Annotated in this window: 20 protein-coding genes; 14 read left to right on the top strand and 6 right to left on the bottom strand. The window is 71.2% G+C overall.

The genetic code is table 11. From position 1 onward, the window contains the following. The first annotated feature begins 79 nt into the window (after positions 1-79). The 5 genes from ASD59_RS04015 to ASD59_RS03995 all read left to right on the top strand — a co-directional run bounded on the left by ASD59_RS04015 (position 80) and on the right by ASD59_RS03995 (position 3,015). Entirely contained in the window at positions 80-1,435 is a 1,356-nt protein-coding gene (locus tag ASD59_RS04015) for a TldD/PmbA family protein (protein WP_055828644.1), read from the top strand. Continuing rightward, on the top strand, positions 1,432-2,247 hold the full coding sequence (locus tag ASD59_RS04010; RefSeq protein WP_055828641.1) for an inositol monophosphatase family protein: 816 nt from the start codon (positions 1,432-1,434) through the stop codon (positions 2,245-2,247). Before ASD59_RS04015 ends, ASD59_RS04010 begins: the two co-directional genes overlap by 4 nt. Beyond that, entirely contained in the window at positions 2,247-2,495 is a 249-nt protein-coding gene (locus ASD59_RS04005; RefSeq protein ID WP_055828638.1) for a DUF4170 domain-containing protein, read from the top strand. The genes ASD59_RS04010 and ASD59_RS04005 overlap by 1 nt, the downstream gene beginning before the upstream one ends. A gap of 68 nt (positions 2,496-2,563) precedes the next feature. Continuing rightward, on the top strand, positions 2,564-2,788 hold the full coding sequence (locus tag ASD59_RS04000) for a hypothetical protein (protein WP_055828635.1): 225 nt from the start codon (positions 2,564-2,566) through the stop codon (positions 2,786-2,788). Continuing rightward, positions 2,785-3,015 (top strand): hypothetical protein, encoded by a 231-nt coding sequence (locus ASD59_RS03995; protein ID WP_055828632.1) that lies wholly within the window; start codon positions 2,785-2,787, stop codon positions 3,013-3,015. The genes ASD59_RS04000 and ASD59_RS03995 overlap by 4 nt, the downstream gene beginning before the upstream one ends. A 6-nt stretch (positions 3,016-3,021) precedes the next feature. On the opposite strand, the gene ASD59_RS03990 is transcribed toward ASD59_RS03995, so the two are convergent. Beyond that, positions 3,022-3,687: a fused DSP-PTPase phosphatase/NAD kinase-like protein gene (locus tag ASD59_RS03990; protein ID WP_055828629.1), complete on the bottom strand. Its 666-nt coding sequence runs from the start codon at positions 3,685-3,687 to the stop codon at positions 3,022-3,024. Between the two features lie 157 nt (positions 3,688-3,844). Between ASD59_RS03990 and ASD59_RS03985 the strand changes: the two genes are divergently transcribed. From ASD59_RS03985 to lpxK, 4 genes are all read left to right on the top strand, one after another. Next, positions 3,845-5,692: an ABC transporter ATP-binding protein gene (locus ASD59_RS03985; RefSeq protein ID WP_055828626.1), complete on the top strand. Its 1,848-nt coding sequence runs from the start codon at positions 3,845-3,847 to the stop codon at positions 5,690-5,692. Positions 5,693-5,873: 181 nt separating this feature from the next. Further along, on the top strand, positions 5,874-6,560 hold the full coding sequence (locus ASD59_RS03980; RefSeq protein ID WP_055828622.1) for a lysophospholipid acyltransferase family protein: 687 nt from the start codon (positions 5,874-5,876) through the stop codon (positions 6,558-6,560). 1 nt (position 6,561) lies between these two features. Then, entirely contained in the window at positions 6,562-7,857 is a 1,296-nt protein-coding gene (locus ASD59_RS03975) for a 3-deoxy-D-manno-octulosonic acid transferase (RefSeq protein ID WP_055828619.1), read from the top strand. Then, positions 7,854-8,876 carry a tetraacyldisaccharide 4'-kinase gene (gene lpxK / locus ASD59_RS03970; RefSeq protein WP_055828617.1) on the top strand — a complete coding sequence of 341 codons (1,023 nt, stop codon included), beginning with the start codon at positions 7,854-7,856 and terminating at the stop codon, positions 8,874-8,876. The genes ASD59_RS03975 and lpxK overlap by 4 nt, the downstream gene beginning before the upstream one ends. On the opposite strand, the gene ASD59_RS03965 is transcribed toward lpxK, so the two are convergent. Beyond that, positions 8,861-10,135, bottom strand: coding sequence for a metal-dependent hydrolase family protein (locus ASD59_RS03965; protein WP_055829692.1), 1,275 nt, complete (start codon positions 10,133-10,135; stop codon positions 8,861-8,863). The genes lpxK and ASD59_RS03965 overlap by 16 nt on opposite strands. Positions 10,136-10,297: 162 nt before the next feature. On the opposite strand from ASD59_RS03965, the gene ASD59_RS03960 reads away from it, so the two are divergent. After that, complete coding sequence (locus ASD59_RS03960) at positions 10,298-11,011, top strand: murein L,D-transpeptidase catalytic domain-containing protein (protein WP_055828614.1); 714 nt, start codon at positions 10,298-10,300, stop codon at positions 11,009-11,011. Between the two features lie 7 nt (positions 11,012-11,018). Here ASD59_RS03960 and trhA read toward each other — a convergent pair whose 3' ends face one another. The 3 genes from trhA to ASD59_RS14415 are packed head-to-tail and all read right to left on the bottom strand — an operon-like array spanning position 11,019 to position 13,182. Beyond that, positions 11,019-11,681, bottom strand: coding sequence for a PAQR family membrane homeostasis protein TrhA (gene trhA / locus ASD59_RS03955; protein WP_055828611.1), 663 nt, complete (start codon positions 11,679-11,681; stop codon positions 11,019-11,021). 4 nt (positions 11,682-11,685) lie between these two features. Then, on the bottom strand, positions 11,686-12,972 hold the full coding sequence (gene purD / locus ASD59_RS03950) for a phosphoribosylamine--glycine ligase (protein WP_055828608.1): 1,287 nt from the start codon (positions 12,970-12,972) through the stop codon (positions 11,686-11,688). 48 nt (positions 12,973-13,020) lie between these two features. Then, positions 13,021-13,182, bottom strand: a complete 162-nt coding sequence (locus ASD59_RS14415; protein ID WP_200943531.1) for a hypothetical protein — start codon at positions 13,180-13,182, stop codon at positions 13,021-13,023. A 64-nt stretch (positions 13,183-13,246) separates the two neighbouring features. Between ASD59_RS14415 and xseA the strand changes: the two genes are divergently transcribed. The 4 genes from xseA (at position 13,247) to ASD59_RS03930 (ending at position 16,569) form a co-directional block, all read left to right on the top strand. After that, the gene (gene xseA, locus ASD59_RS03945; RefSeq protein ID WP_055828603.1) at positions 13,247-14,854 is read left to right on the top strand and encodes an exodeoxyribonuclease VII large subunit; all 1,608 of its coding nucleotides are present in this window, start codon (positions 13,247-13,249) and stop codon (positions 14,852-14,854) included. Positions 14,855-14,903: 49 nt separating this feature from the next. Continuing rightward, positions 14,904-15,104, top strand: a complete 201-nt coding sequence (locus ASD59_RS03940) for a DUF2093 domain-containing protein (RefSeq protein ID WP_055828600.1) — start codon at positions 14,904-14,906, stop codon at positions 15,102-15,104. Continuing rightward, positions 15,101-15,949: a M23 family metallopeptidase gene (locus tag ASD59_RS03935; protein ID WP_055828597.1), complete on the top strand. Its 849-nt coding sequence runs from the start codon at positions 15,101-15,103 to the stop codon at positions 15,947-15,949. The genes ASD59_RS03940 and ASD59_RS03935 overlap by 4 nt, the downstream gene beginning before the upstream one ends. 104 nt (positions 15,950-16,053) lie before the next feature. Then, positions 16,054-16,569 (top strand): response regulator, encoded by a 516-nt coding sequence (locus ASD59_RS03930; RefSeq protein WP_055828594.1) that lies wholly within the window; start codon positions 16,054-16,056, stop codon positions 16,567-16,569. Here ASD59_RS03930 and ASD59_RS03925 read toward each other — a convergent pair. Further along, complete coding sequence (locus ASD59_RS03925; protein WP_235561710.1) at positions 16,536-17,447, bottom strand: lysophospholipid acyltransferase family protein; 912 nt, start codon at positions 17,445-17,447, stop codon at positions 16,536-16,538. The genes ASD59_RS03930 and ASD59_RS03925 overlap by 34 nt on opposite strands. Positions 17,448-17,451 lie beyond the last annotated feature (4 nt).

Genomic DNA, 17,451 nt, shown 5'->3' with positions numbered 1-17,451 from the left:
TGGCGGCGGCTGACGCCCCTCGAACGGCCGACCCCGTCGAGCCGGTTGCGCCGGCTCCCCGGCCCGGCCATATCGGGGCATGACCTCCCCGCGTGACGCCGCCGCCTCTCCCGACATCCTGCCCGAACTGGTCGCCGCCGCGCTGAGGGCCGGCGCCGACGCCGCCGAGGCCGTCTCGGCCGAGCGCGCCTCCCTGTCCATCGGCGTCCGCAACGGCGCCCTCGAGGACGTCGAGCGCGAGGAAAGCCGCGACCTGGGCCTCCGCGTCTTCATCGGCACGCGTCAGGCGACCGTCTCCGCCTCCGACCTGTCCGACGCGACCCGCGCCCGGCTCGTCGAGCGCGCGGTGGCCATGGCCCGGCTCGCCCCGGAAGACCCTTACGCCGGCCTCGCCCCGCAGGACCGGCTGGCCCGCGGCCCTCTTCCCGACCTCGACCTGTACGATTCGGCCGAACGCAGCGCCGCCGAACTGGAGGCCGTCGCCGCGGAAGCCGAGGCCTCCGCCCTCGCCGTGCCTGGCGTCGCCAAATCCGAGGGGGGCCACGCCTCAGCCTCGACCAGCCGCTGGCGGCTGGTGACCTCGCACGGCTTCGACGGCGCCTATCACGGCTCGGCCTTCTCGCTGGGCGTCGGCGTCATCGCCGAGAAGGACGGCGCCATGGAGCGCGGGGGCGAGCATCGCGCCGTGCGCCACCTCTCGGACCTCCCGGGCGCGGAGGCTATCGGCTCCGAGGCCGGACGTCGCGCCGTCGCCCGCACCGGCCCGCGCAAGATCGCCTCGACCACCGCCCCGGTGATCTTCGAGAACCGCGTCGCCGGCCAGGTTCTGTCGCCGCTTCTGGGCGCCATGTCCGGCCCGTCGGTCGCGCGCGGCGCCTCCTTCCTCAAGGATCGGCTGGGCCAGCGGGTCCTGCCGGCCGGCGTCAACCTCATCGACGACCCCTTCCGGCCACGCGGCCTCGGCTCCACCCCCTTCGACGACGAGGGCGTCGCCGTCTCGCGCCAATCAATCATTGATGACGGCCTTCTGACCACCTGGCTGTTGAACAGCGCCGCCGCGGCCCAGCTGGGCATGGCCTCGACCGGCCACGCCTCGCGCGGCCTCGCCGGCCCGCCCGGAGTGGCGACCCACAACCTGCATCTGGAGCCGGGCGAGGTCGATCTGGCCGGCCTGATGGGCGAGGCCGGAACCGGGCTTCTGGTCACCTCCATGTTCGGTCCGTCGCTGAACGCCCACACCGGCGACTGGTCGGCCGGCGTCTCGGGCTTCTGGTTCGAGAACGGCCAGATCGCCTGGCCGGTCAGCGAGGTCACTGTCGCCGGCAAGCTGCTGGACCTCTACGCCCGCATGCAGCGCGGCTCGGACCTGGAGTTCCGCAGCTCGTTCAACAGCCCGTCCCTGCTGTTCGACGGCGTCGCCATCGCCGGCAAATGACCGACCTCGCCGCCGACCTGCTGCTGATCCGCGACGCGGCCCTCGCCGCCGGCACCCTGGCGCTGGCCGAGCGCGAGGGCGGGCTAAAGATCTGGTCCAAATCCGGCGGCTCGCCCGTCACCTCGGCCGACATGGCCGTGGACGCCCTGCTGAAGGACGCGCTGCTCTCCGCCCGGCCGGACCACGGCTGGCTGTCGGAAGAAACGGACGACACCGACGCGCGCCTCTCGCAGCGCCGTCTGTTCGTGGCCGATCCCATCGACGGCACCGTCGCCTATATGAAGGGCAAGCCGTGGTGGTGCATTCCCATCGCCATCGTCGAGGACGGCCAGCCCGTCGCCGCCGTCATCCACGCCCCGGCCCTGGGCGAGACCTTCACCGCCGTGCGCGGCGGCGGCGCCTTCCTGAACGGCCGACCGATCACCGCTTCGGACACCACCGATCTGGACGACGCCTCGGTCCTGGCCGACGCCCGGCTGATGGAAGGGCCGCACTGGCCCGAGCCCTGGCCGGTCATGCGCTATGAGAAGCGCAACGCCATCGCCTACCGCATGGCCCTGGTCGCCGCCGGCGCCTTCGACGCCGCCATCGCCCTGACCCCGAAATGGGATTGGGACGTCTGCGCCGGCGCCCTGATCGTCGAGGAGGCGGGCGGCCGCGTCAGCGACCACCACGGCCATCCCTGGCGCTTCAACCAGTTCGATCCGCGGCAGAACAGCCTGATCTGCAGCGCCCCGGCGCTTCACCCGTTGATCGTACGACGCACAGCGCCTATTCCGCTCGCGCCCCGCCAGACCGACCGGATCCCCTGATGACCACCGAATCCAACGCCCCCCAGCTGCTGCACCTCGTCATCGGCGGCGAGCTGCGCCACCTCGACGCCCCGGTGTTCCGCGATCTGTCCAAGGTCGAATTCGTCGGCGCCTTCCCCAACTACGAGGAAGCCCGCAAGGCGTGGAAGGCCCGGGCCCAGGCCACGGTCGACAATGCGCATATGCGGTATTTCATCCTCCACGCGCACCGGATGATCGATCCGCGCGGCGACGACCACGCCCACTGAGCGGAACTCCCCCTCGGCCTGGGACGCTTTCAGGCGTATATTGCCACGCCTGAAAGCGGAGAAATCCCATGACTCCCACCCTGATCGTCCTGGCCCTCGTCGCCCTCGGCGTCGCCATCGTCGTCTGGGCCACCCGCCGCAAGCCGGACTCCCCGCGCGTGGGCCCGCAGGAAGGCGACACCGCCTGGAACGACCCCGTCACCCCGGGTGAGCCGGCCCGCCCGATTCCCCGCGCCGACGCCTTCGCCGACGCGCCCCCGGTCCGCGACCTGCCCCGCGATCCGCAGCCATGACCCTGTTCGGACGCACCCTGGGCGGCGAGGAAATCGCCTCCCTCGTCTTCCTGCTGATGGCGCTGGTGCTGTGGATCGGGGTGTGGCGCGGCGCGCGCGGCTGGAAAAGCTGGATCAACCGGTCGCCGGAAGGTCGGGAGGCCAGGCGGGCCGCCGGCGTGGAGGGCAAGGACCCGCCGCCGCCGGCCTCGACAGGCCCGCGCGACCCGACCCGGCCGTGGGATTGACGCCGCCTACTCCCGCTTCAGCAGTTTCTCGGTCAGGACCGTGCCCCACCAGCCGGCCTTGAACTCGGCCCGGATCGCCTTCGGGTCGTAGGCGTCGCTGTCGATCCAGTCGATGAAGCTGACCCCCGTCGGCTCGACCTCCTTCAGGTATTTCTCCAGCGTATAGTCCAGCACCCCGGTCAGCCCCTCGCGGTGGTGCAGGTATTTTTTCGACAGCTGGTCGATGGCCACGCTGATCGGTTCGCCCAGATGGAAGTGGCGATAGAAGACCGCCATCATCCCGGCCCGGTCCGCCCCTGACTTGCAGTGGATCAGCACCGGATAGTCGATGGTCCGGAACAGTTCGCGCGCCCGGTGCACCCGGTCCTTCTGCGGTGGATCGCGCGAGTCCAGCGGCGCGTCGATCAGGGTCAGGCCGAGCCGTTCGCAGGCCTCCTTCTCCAGCGCATAATAGGCCTCGTCCCGCGCACCCCGCAGGTTGATGACCGTCCTGATCCCCTGCGTCTTCCAGTACGCCAGCTGGCGCGGCGACGGCTGGTTGGTCCGCACCAGATCGGGCCCCAGCCAGTGGGCGTTCATGAACCACCGGCGCAGGAAGGCGTGATCCTTCCAGACATAGTCCCACCGGGCCTTGAACCGGCCGGCCGGGGTGGTGAGGTCGTAACGGGGCATGGGGGTGAGATAGCCTCCACCGCGGCACGACGCCACCGTCGGGCAGGCGAGACAATTCGTGTGAGACATGATCGACACTCGCCCGGCCACAACCACGACAACCGCGACAAGGTCGACACCGCTTGACTTCCCTCCCGAGCCGTCCGACCTCGGACCGATGACGCCGCCCGCCCCCGCCGACGAAGAGAAGGAGTCCCTTCGCCCCCTGCTGGCGCGGATCTGGCGCGACTACCTTTCGCATCACAAGGCAGCGCTGTTCCTGTCGATGCTGTGCGCCGCCGTGGCCGGCGGCCTGTCGGCCCTGACGCTGAAGCTGCTCGAGCCTGCCGTGAACGGCCTGTTCCTGCAGACCGACACGCCCATCAAACTGTGGGGCGTGATCGACATCCCGCCCGGTCAGGCCCTGATCTACATCCCCGCCGCCATCGTCCTGGTCGCCATCGTCTGGACGATCGCCTCACTGGGGCAGGCCGCCCTGGTGAACCGGCTGGGCCACGGCATCGTCGGCGACATCCAGGTGCGGCTGTTCGGCGCCATGATCCGCGCCGACCTGGCCCGGCTGCGCAGCCAGCACAGCGGCAGCTTCGTCTCCTCGGTCCTGTTCGACGCCAACCTGGTGCGCGAGGCCTTCACCAACGGCGTCGTCAACTACACCCAGCACAGCATCACCCTGTTCGCCGTCATCGTGGCCATGGCCCTGATCGACTGGCAGCTGACCGCCATCGTCCTGCTGGGCGTGCCCCTGATCACCGTCGTCCTGCGCCGCTTCTCGCGGCGCACGCGCAAGGCCACCACGGGAGCGATGAAGGAGACCGAAAACCTCTCCACCGCCCTGATGGAGAACCTCGACGGCGTCCGCCTGATCAAGATCGAGAACCGCGAGGCGGCCGAGGAGGCCCGCGTCGGCGACGTCGTCTCCCGCCGCCAGCGGCACGTGATCAAGAGCGCCGACTCCAGAGCCTTCGCCGGCCCCTTCTCCAACCTCGTGGCCATGATCGTGGTCGCCGCCGTCATGGCCTACGCCGGCTGGCGCGCGCAGGACGGAGCCATGAGCGTGGGCGCCTTCGCCGCCTTCATCGGCCTGCTGATGGCCGCCGGCCAGTCGCTGCGGCAGGTGACCAATCTGCAGACCGTGATGACCGAGGGCCTGACCGCCGCGCGGCGCCTGTTCGCCGCCCTCGACATTCAGCCCGAGATTCGCGACACGCCCGACGCCGCGCCCTTCGACAACGGCCCCACGACCGTCGCCTTCCACCATGTGTCGTTCGCCTATGGGCCGGCTTCCGAAGGGACGGCCCCGACCCTGTCGGACGTCAGCCTGACCGTCGCCCCCGGCGAGACCGTCGCCCTCGTCGGCCCGTCCGGCGGCGGCAAGTCGACCATCCTCAGCCTGCTGCCGCGCTTCTATGACGTCACCGGCGGCGCCGTGACCCTGAACGGCCGCGACATCCGCGAATTGAAGCTGCACGACCTGCGCGCCTCCATCGCCCTGGTGACGCAGGAGCCCTTCCTGTTCGACGACACCCTCGCCGCCAACATCGCCTACGGCCGCCCCGGCGCCACGGCAGAGGACATCGTCGCCGCCGCCCGCGCCGCCGCCGCGCACGACTTCATCACCGCCCTGCCCGAGGGCTACGCCACCCGCGCCGGCGAGGCCGGCCTGCGCCTGTCCGGCGGCCAGCGCCAGCGCATCGCCATCGCCCGCGCCTTCCTCAAGGACGCCCCGATCCTGCTGCTGGACGAGGCCACCAGCGCCCTCGACACCGAGAGCGAGGCGCTGGTCCAGGAGGCGCTCGAGCGACTGATGAAGGGACGGGCTGCGCTGATGATCGCCCACCGTCTGTCGACCGTGCGCAACGCCGACCGCATCCATGTGATCGAGGCCGGCCGGGTCGTCGAGACCGGGACCCATGATCAACTGGTCCGCAAGGGCGGCCTGTATTCGCGGCTGGCGAAGCAGCAGTCGCTGGACGGCGATCCGGTAACCGTGGCGGCGGTCAGTTGAACTTGCCTCCCTCGCTCCGCCCTCCCGCCGTCATCCTCGGGGTTGACCCGAGGATCGGACCATCGGCCTCTCGACGCCCGGCGTTGCTCCACCGTCCGGAGGGCCGGCACGACGACCGTGCGGCTCTACATCTGGCCCTCGGGTCAAGCCCGAGGGTGACGGTTCTGGAAAGCGGCGCGTCATGAGACCCCTCCGCAACCCCCTCATCCAGGCCGTCCTGGCCTGGACCCTGGCCCAATGGATGCGTTTCTGCTTCGCCACCATCCGCTGGACGCACGAGAACGAGGCCGTGGCCGAAAAAGTCTGGGCCGACGGCGGCGGCGTGCTGTGCGCCTTCTGGCATTCGCGGATCGGCCTCAGCCCCGCCTGCTGGCCGCTGGACAGAGCCCAGCCGGCCAAGGCCCTGATCTCCCTCAGCCCCGACGGCCAGTTCATCGCCAGGGCCGTCGCCCGGCAGGGCTTCCCGGCCATCCGCGGCTCTTCCTCCAACAAGGACAAGGCCGACAGGGCCAAGGGCGGCTCCCAGGCCCTGCGCGACGGCCTGCGCCAGCTCAAGATCGGCGCCCTGGCCATCACCCCCGACGGCCCGCGCGGCCCGATGCGCGAGATGGCCGAGGGCATGCCTCTGCTGGCCAAACTTTCGAAGGCGCCGGTGCTGTTCATCGGCCTGTCCTGCAATCCGGCGATCCGGCTCAGGAGCTGGGACCGGGCGTTGCTGCCCCTGCCATTCGGACGCGGCGCCATCGTCTGGGATGTCGACCGCTATCCGGAGGGGGCCGAACTGGCCGATGTGGCCCGCGCCTGGGCCGGACGGCTGACCGCCGTCGAGGCCGCCGCCGACGCCCTCGTCGGCCTGGAGCGCGTGTGACGTGAGCCCGGCCCTGATCGTCTACCGCCTGCTGACCCGGATGCTGGAGCCGCTGGCCCCGCGCCTGCTCGACGCCCGCGCCAAACAGGGCAAGGAAGACCCCGCCCGGGTCGATGAACGCCTCGGCCTGACCTCGGTCGCCCGGCCGGCCGGCGATCTCGTCTGGCTGCACGGCGTCAGCGTCGGAGAAACCCTGTCCCTGCTGCCCGTTGTGGAGCGGCTGCGGCAGGCGCGGCCCGACCTGACCGTGCTGGTCACCTCCGGCACCCTGACCTCGGCCACGCTTCTGGCCCGCCGCCTGCCCCCCGGCGTCATCCACCAGTTCGCCCCCGTCGACGCCCCCGGGGCCGTCGCCGCCTTCCTCGACCACTGGAAGCCGTCGCTGGCCGTCTTCGTCGAGAGCGAGCTGTGGCCCAACCTGATCCTCGCGGCCCGCAAACGCGACGTCGGACTGGTCCTCGCCAGCGCCCGCATCACCGAAAAGACCGTCGCCGGCTGGCGCCGTTTCCCCGGCGCGGTGCGGGAAATCCTCTCCGCCTTCGACCGCATCCTGCCGCAGGACGAGACCTCGGCCGCCCGACTGGAAAGCCTCGGCGCCCGGATCGACGGCCAGGTGAACCTGAAGCTTTCGGGCGAGGCGCCGCCGCACGACGCCGCCGCCTTCACCCGCCTCAGCGCCGCCATCGGCGACCGGCCCGTGGTCGTCGCCGCCAGCACCCATGACGGCGAGGAGATCGCGCTCGTCCGCGCCCTCGACAAGCTGGCCGACCGGCTGTGTCTCATCATTGTGCCGCGCCATCCCGAACGCACCCCCGCGATCGCCGCCGCCCTGACCCGCGACGGCTACCGCTTCGCCCTCCGCTCCGAGGGACGCGAGCCCGACCGCGACACCGACCTCTATGTCGCCGACACCCTCGGCGAGATGGGCCTGTTCCTGCGGCTGGCCGACGTCGTGGTGATGGGCGGCTCCTTCTCCGCCGCGCTGGAGAAGCCCCCCGTGGGCGGCCACAATCCGCTCGAGCCGGCCCGCCTCGGCAAGCCCGCCGTCACCGGTCCGGACATGACCAACTGGGCCGCCGTCGCCGACGCCCTGGTCGCGGCCGGGGGCCTGACGGTGGTTCAGGCGCCGTGGGACCTGCCCGCCGTCATCGCCCCCCTGCTGGCCGATGACGCCGGGGCCAAACGCATGGGCGAACGCGGCCGCCGCGCCGCCGCCGAGGCCGGCTCGGGCCTCGACCGGCTGTGGGATGTGGTCGAACCCCTGCTGCCCCGCCCCCCGCTGCGAGGCCGCCGATGAAGCTGAACACCCCCCGCTGGTGGTATACGCGCGACGCCCGCCACGGCGCGGTCGCCCGCACCCTGCTCAAGCCCCTGTCATGGGTCTGGGCGACGGCCACGGCGCGCCGCATCGCCCGCGCCACGCCGGTGGATCCGGGCGTGGCGGTGATCTCGGTCGGCAATCTGACCGTCGGCGGCTCGGGCAAGACCCCGGTGACCCGCGAGGCCATCCGCCTGCTGCACGAGGCCGGCGTCGACGCCCATGGCCTGTCGCGCGGCTATGGCGGATCGCTGCGCGAGCCGACCCGGGTCGACCCCGCCATCCACACCGCCGCCGATGTCGGCGACGAGCCCCTGATGCTGGCCCTCGGCGGCCCGACCTGGATCGCCCATGACCGCGTCGCCGGCGCCCGCGCTGCGGCGGCGGCCGGCGCCCAGGTCATGGTCCTCGACGACGCTCACCAGAACCCGACCCTCGAGAAGACCCTCAGCCTCGTCGTCGTCGACGGCGAGACCCGGGGCGACGAATGGCCTTTCGGCGACGGCTCGGTGTTTCCCTCGGGTCCGATGCGCGAGAAGCTCCGGCACGGCCTGGCCCGCGCCGACGCCGTGGTCGTGCTGCTCCCGGCCGACGCCCCGGGCGCCGATCCGGAACTGCTCGAGGCCTTCGGCGACCTGCCGGTCCATATCGCCCGGCTCATGCCCGCGGGCCCGCCGCCCCGGGGGCCGATCGTCGGCTTCGCCGGCATCGCCAAGCCGTGGAAGGTCGAACGCGCCCTCGACGCCGCCGGCGCCGAACTGGTCGACTTCGCCCCCTTCCCCGACCACGCCGCCTTCCGCGAGGCCGACCTGGCCTTTCTCGCCGACCGCGCCTCGCATTTCAAAGCCCGGCTGGTCACCACCGAAAAGGACTGGTTCCGCCTGCCGCCCGCGTGGCGCGGCCGGGTGCTGTCGTGGCCGGTCAAGGCGACGTTCGAGGACGAGGCCGCCTTCCAGCGGCTGCTGCTGGGGGCGGTCCGATCCTATTCCGCCCGGTAGACGATCCCGCCCCGCATCACGAACCGCACCCGCTCGAGCTCCGTCACGTCGCTCAGCGGATCGCCCGTCACCGCGATCAGGTCCGCCGGCATGCCCGCCGCGATGCGCCCGGCCTCGTTCGAGATCCGCAGGTGCGCCGCGGCCCCGACGGTCGCCGCCTGCACCGCCTCCAGCGGCGTCAGGCCCGCGCGCACCAGCAGGGCGAACTCCTGGGCGTTGTCGCCATGGGCCGAAACCCCGGTGTCGGTGCCGAACGCGATCCGCACCCCGCCGTCATGCGCGCGCCGCGCCATGTCCAGCATCTTCGGGCCCGCTTCCAAGGCCTTGGCCGTCTGCGCCGGGGTGAAGAAATTGTTCGGTCCCGAAGCGATCCGGCCCACGAAGTCGCCCGCCAGCAGGGTCGGCACCAGATACGTCCCCTCGCGCCGGAACAGGCGGATGGACTCGTCGTCCAGATAGGTGCCGTGCTCGATCGAGTCGCCGCCGGCGCGCAGGAAGGCGTTGATCCCGTCCACGCCGTGGGCATGCGCCGTCACCTGGCGCCCCATCCGGTGCGCCGCGCCGACGATGGCCGCCAGCTCCTCGTCCGAGAACTGCTGGCCCAGGCCCGCCGCCGTATTCGACAGCACCCCGCCCGTGGCCGTGATCTTGATGATGTCGGCGCCCGAACGGACCTGCAGCCGCACCGCCCGCATGCAGTCGTCCACGCCCGAGCAGACGCTCTCGTCCGACAGCAGGTGCATGACGTCTTCGCGGTAGCCGTTGATGTCGCCGTGCCCGCCGTGAACCGAGACGGCCGAGCCCGAGGCGATGATCCGCGGGCCCGGCACGTCGCCGCGGCGCACGGCCTCCCTCAGGGCGAAGATCGACTCATTGGTCGCCCCCAGGTCCGCCACCGTCGTGAACCCCGCCATCAGGGTGCGCCGCGCATAGCGGGCCCCGACCATGGCCTGTTCGGAATTGGACTGGGTCACCGTCTCCAGCCGCCCGTTCGGGTTCTGCTGACTGGTCAGGTGCACATGGCTGTCGATCAGTCCGGGCAGCACGAATGAGTCGCGCAGGTCGACGATCCGGCCTTCCCCGACAAAGCCGTCGCGCACTTCGACGACCTGGTTCCCTCTGATCACGAGAGTTTTATCGCGCTGCACAACGCCGGTCGCCGGATCGGCCAGCAGCCGGCCGATCTGGACGAACGTCGTTCCCTCCGCGGGCGAAACCGGCGCGATAGCGGGCGTTTGCGCCGCGACGCCTGTGGCCATCAACACGGCCGCGGCCGCCAGCAACGATGTGATCGACTTCACGAAACCCTCCTGGACAAGACGCGCACCTTAGACGTCCGGGCCGTTTCGCCAAGGCTCAGGTTGATCCGGCCGTTACGACCTGAAACAACCCGTGCTTCCGAAACGTGCGAGGGGCGTCGCATGCGGCTAGCAAGACGTGGATTCATTCTGGGCGGCGCAGCGCTCCTGTCGGGCTGCGCCACGGCCTCGGCCGCGACGCGGACGACGGCGTTTCAGCCGCTTCCGGCCCTGGCCCGGACCCAGGTTCCGACCATCACCCTCTCGCAACCGCCCGAAACCATCACCGCCGCGCTGAACACCACACGCCCGCTCGATCCGCGCGGCCAGGTCCGCCAGGAGCTGATGGACCGCGCCCTCGCCGCCCTCGACGTCCACAAGGACCGGATCTCCCGCCGCGACCGGATGTATCTGGTCGACTTCCAGAAATTCTCCGGCGACGAGCGGCTGTACGAGGTCGATCTGCACGGCGGCGCCATCACGCTGATGCGCACCAGCCACGGCCGCGGCTCGGACCCGGCGCACACCGGCTTCGCTCGTGAGTTCGGCAATACGCCGGACAGCTACAAGTCCTCGGTCGGCGCCTATGCGACCGCCGGGGCCGGCTACGGCGCCCAGCAGGGTCCGAACGTCCTGCTCGACGGGCTCGAGTATTCCAACGACCGCGCCAGGGAACGCGCCATCATCATCCATGGCGCCGACTACGCCGACCCGGACTTCCTCGCCCGGGAGGGCAAGCTGGGCCGCTCGTACGGCTGTTTCTCGGTCGCCCACGCCGACCTGCCCGCCCTGCGCGAGCGGATGGGCGAAGGCCGGCTGCTGTTCGCCTGGGCCTGAGCCCGATCTATTTAAGCACGGCCAGCAGCACGGCGACCCAGTGGACGGCGGCGGCCACCACGACATGGCCGTGCCAGATCGCGCGCCGGAAACGCATCGCCTTGTTGGCGTAGAAGATCACGCCGACGGAATAGAGCACGCCCCCGACCGCCATCAGGATCAACGGCGCCAGGCCCAGGCTCTGCAGGATCGGCTGGATGGCGATGACCATCAGCCAGCCCAGCGCCAGATAGACGACGATCCAGAACCCCTTGCCGAGCCCGGGCAGGAACAGCTTGGCCAGGGCGGCGAAGATGGCCGTGCCCCAGACCGCCGAGGTCATCCCCCACGCCCAGGCCCCGGTCAGGTGCTGGGTCGTGAACGGGGTGTAGGACCCCGCGATCATGATGAAGATGCCGGCGTGATCGAACCGCCTCAGCAGCGGCTGGAACTGCGGCGCGGCGAAATTATAGGCCGTCGACAGCCCCAGCATGGTCAGCAGTCCGACCGCATAGATCGCCGCCGCCGTCAGGCTTCCGGCGTCGCCGAAGCCGATCGCCAGCCCCAGCAGCATCCCCCCGCCCACCAGCGCCAGCGCCAGCCCGGTCAGATGCACGATCAGATCGGCCAGCCGCTCCTTGCCGTCGCGATAATGGCTCGGCGGCTCGGGCGGCAGGACGGCGTCAGTCATGGATTCAGTTCCCCCCAGGGCCCCGCTCCAGCGCCCGCCAGCCGATGTCCGTGCGGTGAAACCCGCTCGGCCAGTCGATCTTCTTCACCGCGGCATAGGCCCGTTCCCGCGCCTCGGCGATATCCCTGCCGCGGGCGCAGACGTTCAGCACCCGTCCCCCGGCGGCCGCCAGCTGGCGGTCCGGCCGCCGCTTCGTGCCGGCGTGGAACACCTGCACATGGGGCCCGAAATCCTGCTCGGCCCCGCGGATGATCGAGCCCTCCAGCGGACTGTCGGGATAGCCCGAGGCGGCCAGCACCACGCAGATCACCGTCTCGTCGCGGAAGGCTGGCATCGGGGCCCGGGTCAGGTCCCCGCGCGCGCAGGCCAGCAGCAGCGGCACGATGTCCCCGTCCAGCCGCATCATCAGCACCTGGCATTCCGGATCGCCGAAGCGGGCGTTGAACTCGACCACCCTGGGCCCGTCCTCGGTCGCCATCAGCCCGACGTACAGCACCCCGCGATAGGGGGCGCCCTCGGCCGCCATCGCCGCCACCACCGGCTGGACGATCAGCCGGTCCGACGCCTCGACCAATTCGGGCGTGAACACCGGCGCCGGAGAATAGCTGCCCATGCCCCCCGTGTTCGGCCCAAGGTCGCCGTCATAGGCGCGCTTGTGGTCCTGCGCCCCGCCCAGCAGCACGGCCCGCTGGCCGTCGCACACGGCGAACAGCGAACCCTCCTCGCCGTCCATATATTCCTCGATGACCACCCGCGCGCCGGCGGTTCCGAACCGGCCGCCCAGCATCCGCTCGATCTCGGCCTCGGCCTCGCGCTTGTTCGGGCTGATGGCCACGCCCTTGCCGGCGGCGAGGCCGTCGGCCTTGATCACATAGGGCGGCTTGAACACCGACAGCGCCTGACGCGCCTCGTGCAGCCGCTCATAGACGCCGAACCCGGCGGTGGGGATGTCGTGCCGCTCCATGAAGGCCTTGGAGAAGGCCTTGGAGGTTTCCAGCTGCGCCGCCTTCGCCGTCGGCCCGAAACAGGGAATGCCCGTCGCGGCCAGCCGGTCGGCCAGTCCGGCCTCCAGCGCGGTCTCGGGGCCGACCACGACGAGGTCGGCCTTCATCTCGCGCGCCAGGGCGACCAGACCCTCGGCGTCCGTGACCTTCAGCGGCGCGAGTTCGCCCAGCTTTTCCATGCCCGGATTGCCGGGCGCGATGACCAGACGCCGCAGCAGCGGCGACTGGGCGATCTTCCACGCCAGGGCGTGCTCACGCCCGCCCGATCCGACCAGCAGGATATTCATGCGCGGGCAATGACCGCACGCGCGAAGCCGGTCAAGTCGCGGATCGCATCAGACAAATACGGCGGAGATCACATAGACCGCGAGGCCGAGCAGGACGATCCCGCCGATGACCAGCCACAGACTGGTCGACGCGCCGTCGCTGCGCCGTCCCATCTCGCTTTCGCGCGGGTCCCTGTCGACGGGGTCGGTGTCGCGGGGGTCGGCGGCCATGGCTTCCCGACCGTGACTCGCATCCGCCGTTCCCGCAAGCGCCGACTGTCGCTAGTCTGCCCCGATGAGCGACGACTCCTACGTCTTCGAGGGCCCGGCCGACGAACCGCCGCCGCCCGCGCGGGACAACAATCCGCCCCAGACGGTCTCGGAGCTGTCCTTCGCCCTCAAGCGCACGCTCGAGGACCGCTTCGGCCATGTCCGGCTGCGGGGCGAGATCTCCAAGGTCAATCACCACGCCTCGGGCCACGTCTATCTGACCCTGAAGGACGACAAGGCCGCCATCGACGGCGTGATCTGGAAGGGTTCGGTCCGGGGCCTCGGCGTCCGGCCCGAGTCCGGCCTCGAGGTCATCGTCACCGGCAAGATCACCTCCTACCCCGCCCGATCCTCGTACCAGATCGTCATCGAGACCATGGAGGCCGCCGGCGCCGGCGCGCTTCTGGCCCAGCTGGAGCGGCTGAAGGCGAAACTGGCCGGCGAGGGTTTGTTCGAACCCGGACGCAAGAAGCCCATCCCGACCTTCCCCGCCGTGGTCGGCGTCATCACCAGCCCGACCGGCGCCGTGATCCGCGACATCCTGCATCGCATCGCCGAGCGCTGGCCGTGCCGCGTCATCGTCTGGCCCGTGGTCGTCCAGGGCGACGCCGCCTGCGGCCAGGTCTCCAACGCCATCCGCGGCTTCGACGCCATGACGTCCGGCGGCGCCCTGCCCCGCCCCGACATCCTGATCATCGCCCGCGGCGGCGGCTCGGTCGAGGACCTGTGGTGCTTCAATGACGAGGGGCTGGCCCGCACCGTCGCCGCCGCCTCCATCCCCATCATCTCCGCCGTCGGCCACGAGACCGACACCACCCTGATCGACTTCGTCTCGGACCGCCGCGCGCCGACCCCCACCGGCGCGGCCGAGATCGCCACCCCGGTGCTGGCCGACCTGCGCTACGCCGTCGCCGACCTCGACCGCCGTCTCGCCCGCGCCGGGGGCCGCATCCTCGAGGACCGCCGCACCCGCCTGCGCGCCGCGGCCCGCGGCCTGCCCGCCCGGCCCGAGGACGTCCTGGCCCTGCCGCAGCAGCGCCTCGACCACGCCGGCAGCCGCCTCGCCTCCGGCCTGACCCGCAACCTCGTCCTGCACGAGCGCGCCCTCGTCGGCGTCACGGGCCGGCTTGCGCCCGCCCTGCTGGACCGCGCCATGGAGCGCCGCCGCGACCGGCTGGAGTCCGTCTCCGCCCGCCTCGGCTCCGGCCTCAGCGCCAATGTGAAGGCCCACGAACACCGCCTGTTGCGGGCCCTCTCCCGACTGTCGCCAGAGCCCTTGCATCGCCGCCTCGACCAGCGCGCGGCCCGGCTGGAATCCGTCGGAACCCGGCTCGTCGCACTGCCGAGACGGCTTGAGCGCGATGAGGCCCGCCTCGCCGCCCTCGCCCGCGCCCTGGCCGGCCTCAATCCGAAGACGCCCAAGCCCGGCTTCGCCCGCGTCGAGAGCGAGGACGGCGCCATGATCGCGGCCGCCGCCGCTCTGCACGACGGCCAGGCGGTGCGGCTGGTCTTCGCCGATGGATCGAGGGGCGCGCACATCGACGGCGACGCGGCCCCACCGCCCGCCCGCCCCAGGCCTTCTCCGGCGCCGAAACCCAAGACCCCGGCGCCGGGCCAGGGCGACCTCTTCTGACGCGGGAAATCCGTGGCGCGATCCGCAAGCCCACGCTAGCCTGACGGCCATGACCAAGCCTTCCTCCGACACCGCGACCCTCCACTACGGCGACGGCGAATTCGCCGTGCTGAAGCCGGGGCGCGCCGTGACCTGCGCCGTCAGCGGCAAGGCCATACCACTCGAAACCCTGCGCTACTGGTCGGTCAGCAAGCAGGAGGCCTACGCCGGCCCGGCCGAAGCCTTCCAGAGCCTGGGCCAGACCCCGTGATCCTGCCGCGCCGCCGGCTGCTGATCGGCGGCGGCGCGCTCGCCGCGACCGGCCTGACGCCGCGAAACGCGCGCGCCCAGGCGGCGGACCTCAGCCTGACGGGCCGTTTCGTTCAGGGCGGCCACGCCATGGGCCGGACCTGGCCTCGGGCCCTGGTCTTCGTGGACGGCGAATCCCTGACCACGGCCTCGGCTGACGGCGTCTTCATCGTCGGCTTTGACAGGGACGCCCCCGCCAGCGTCCAGATCGAGGCCCGGACGGACGGACGCTACGCGACGCGGACCCTGGGCATCGCGCCCGGCCGGTTTCCGGAAACCCGCGTCGACGGCCTTCCGCCCTCGACGATCGAGCCCAGCGACCCCGCCCTCCTGGCCCGCATCCAGCGCGAGATCGCCCTCAAGGCCGAGGGCTTCGCCAGCCGCCTCGACGCCGACCATTTCCGCGACGGCTTGATCTGGCCACTGGAGAGCTTCCGCGTCACCAGCCGCTGGGGCAGCCAGCGCGTGCTGAACGGCACGCCGGCCCGGCCGCACTACGGCATCGACCTGGCCGCGCCCCTGGGAACGCCCATCCGCGCGCCCGCCGCCGGGCGGGTGACTCTGGCCCAGCCCGGTCTGCATTTCGAGGGCGGCCTGGTGCTGATCGACCACGGCCAGGGCCTGATCACCGCCTACCTGCACCAGTCCCGGATCGACGTCGGCCCCGGCCAGGTCGTGAAGCGCGGAGACCGGATCGGGCGGGTCGGCATGACCGGGCGGGCGACCGGTCCGCACCTGTGCTGGCGCATGAAATGGCGCGATCGCAATCTCGACCCGTCACTCATGGTTGAAACTGCACAGCGGTAACCGGTTCCGGCCAGGTGATCGCTGTTCGGTCATGGACGGGAAACGAATCGGCTCGTAGATCGTCGTTATTCCCGACTCAGGCCGGGGCTGTAGAAAATCGATCCATGGCCTCCCTCAGCGCCCTCAAAGTCCTGCTCGTCGACGACAACGCCCACATGCGCGCGATCACCTCGGCGGTGCTGCAGTCGGCGGGCATCCGTTCGGTGCGCGAGGCGTCCGACGGCGGCGCCGCCCTGGAGGTGCTGCGCCGGCATCTGCCCGATCTGGTGATCGTCGACTTCAACATGTTCCCGCTGGACGGCGTCGAATTCACGCGCCTGGTCCGCAACAGCCCGGACAGCGCCAACCCCTATCTGCCGATCATCATGATGACCGGCCATTCGGAGAAGTCGCGCGTCTATGAGGCGCGGGACGCCGGCGTCACCGAATTCGTGGTCAAGCCGATCACGGCCAAGGCCATCCTCGACCGCATCCAGTCGGTGATCTTCCAGCCCCGGCCGTTCGTGAAGACGGAAAGCTATTTCGGCCCCGACCGCCGCCGTCGGGACCTGCCCGGCTACAAGGGTCCGATGCGCCGCGCCGGCGATCAGTCGCGGGCGCCGGACTCCAGCGCGGCATAGACCCGGTCGGGCCACCGCTTGTGGACCCAGAACCAGTCGACCGGGCTTTCGCGCACCCGGTCCTCGATGAAGCTGGTGATCGCCTGCACGCCGCGCACGATGTCGGCCGAGCGGTCCCCGGTCTTCTCCAGTTCGATCGGCTCATAGACCGTCAGCCGGAACCGCACCCCGGGCAGCCGCACCACCGACATCGGCTGCAGCACCGTGCCGAACCGCAGCGCCAGCCGGCTCGGCCCCGGCGCCGCGTTCACCGGCTGACCGAAGAAGGTCACCTCGGGCCCTTCCGAGAATTTCTGATCGTTCATCAGGGCCACGGACTCGCCCCGCGCCATCCCCGCCAGCAGCTCCCGCGCCCCGTCCCCGCCCTTGGGTGCGAACAGCTTGACCCCGTACCGCGCCCGCGCGGCGATGATCTGGGCGTCGACGTAGGGGTTGTTGGCGGCGCGATAGGTGATCTGGCACGGCACGCCCGAGCCCGTGATCGTCGCCGCCAGCGTCTCGATATTGGCGAAATGCCCGCCCGCGAAGACCACCGGCTTGCCGCTGTCGCGGATCGCATGCAGCCGCTCCAGCCCGACCACCTCGATCCGGCACTGTTTGACCAGAATGTCCATCACCGCCGTCTCGGCGAAGGCCCGCCCGGTCTGCTCCCACTGCGCCAGCGCCAGGGCCTCGCGTTCGTCATCCGGCATGTCGGGGAAGGCGATGCGCAGGTTCCGCATCACCGTGCGCTGCGTGCCTGTCTTCGGCCCCAGGGTGCGCAGCAGCCATCCGCCCAGCGCCGACGCCCGCTCGACCCCGAGCAACCGCATGAAGCCGATGAAGCCGGCGAAGGCGGCCGCCTCCAGCCGCCAGATCAGGTCCTGGCGGAAACTCACCCGT

The organism is Brevundimonas sp. Root608, assembly GCF_001427825.1.
Classification (GTDB): domain Bacteria; phylum Pseudomonadota; class Alphaproteobacteria; order Caulobacterales; family Caulobacteraceae; genus Brevundimonas.
The sequence above is the reverse complement of the archived record's forward strand: the minus strand, read 5'-3'. Positions and strand labels throughout refer to the sequence as shown.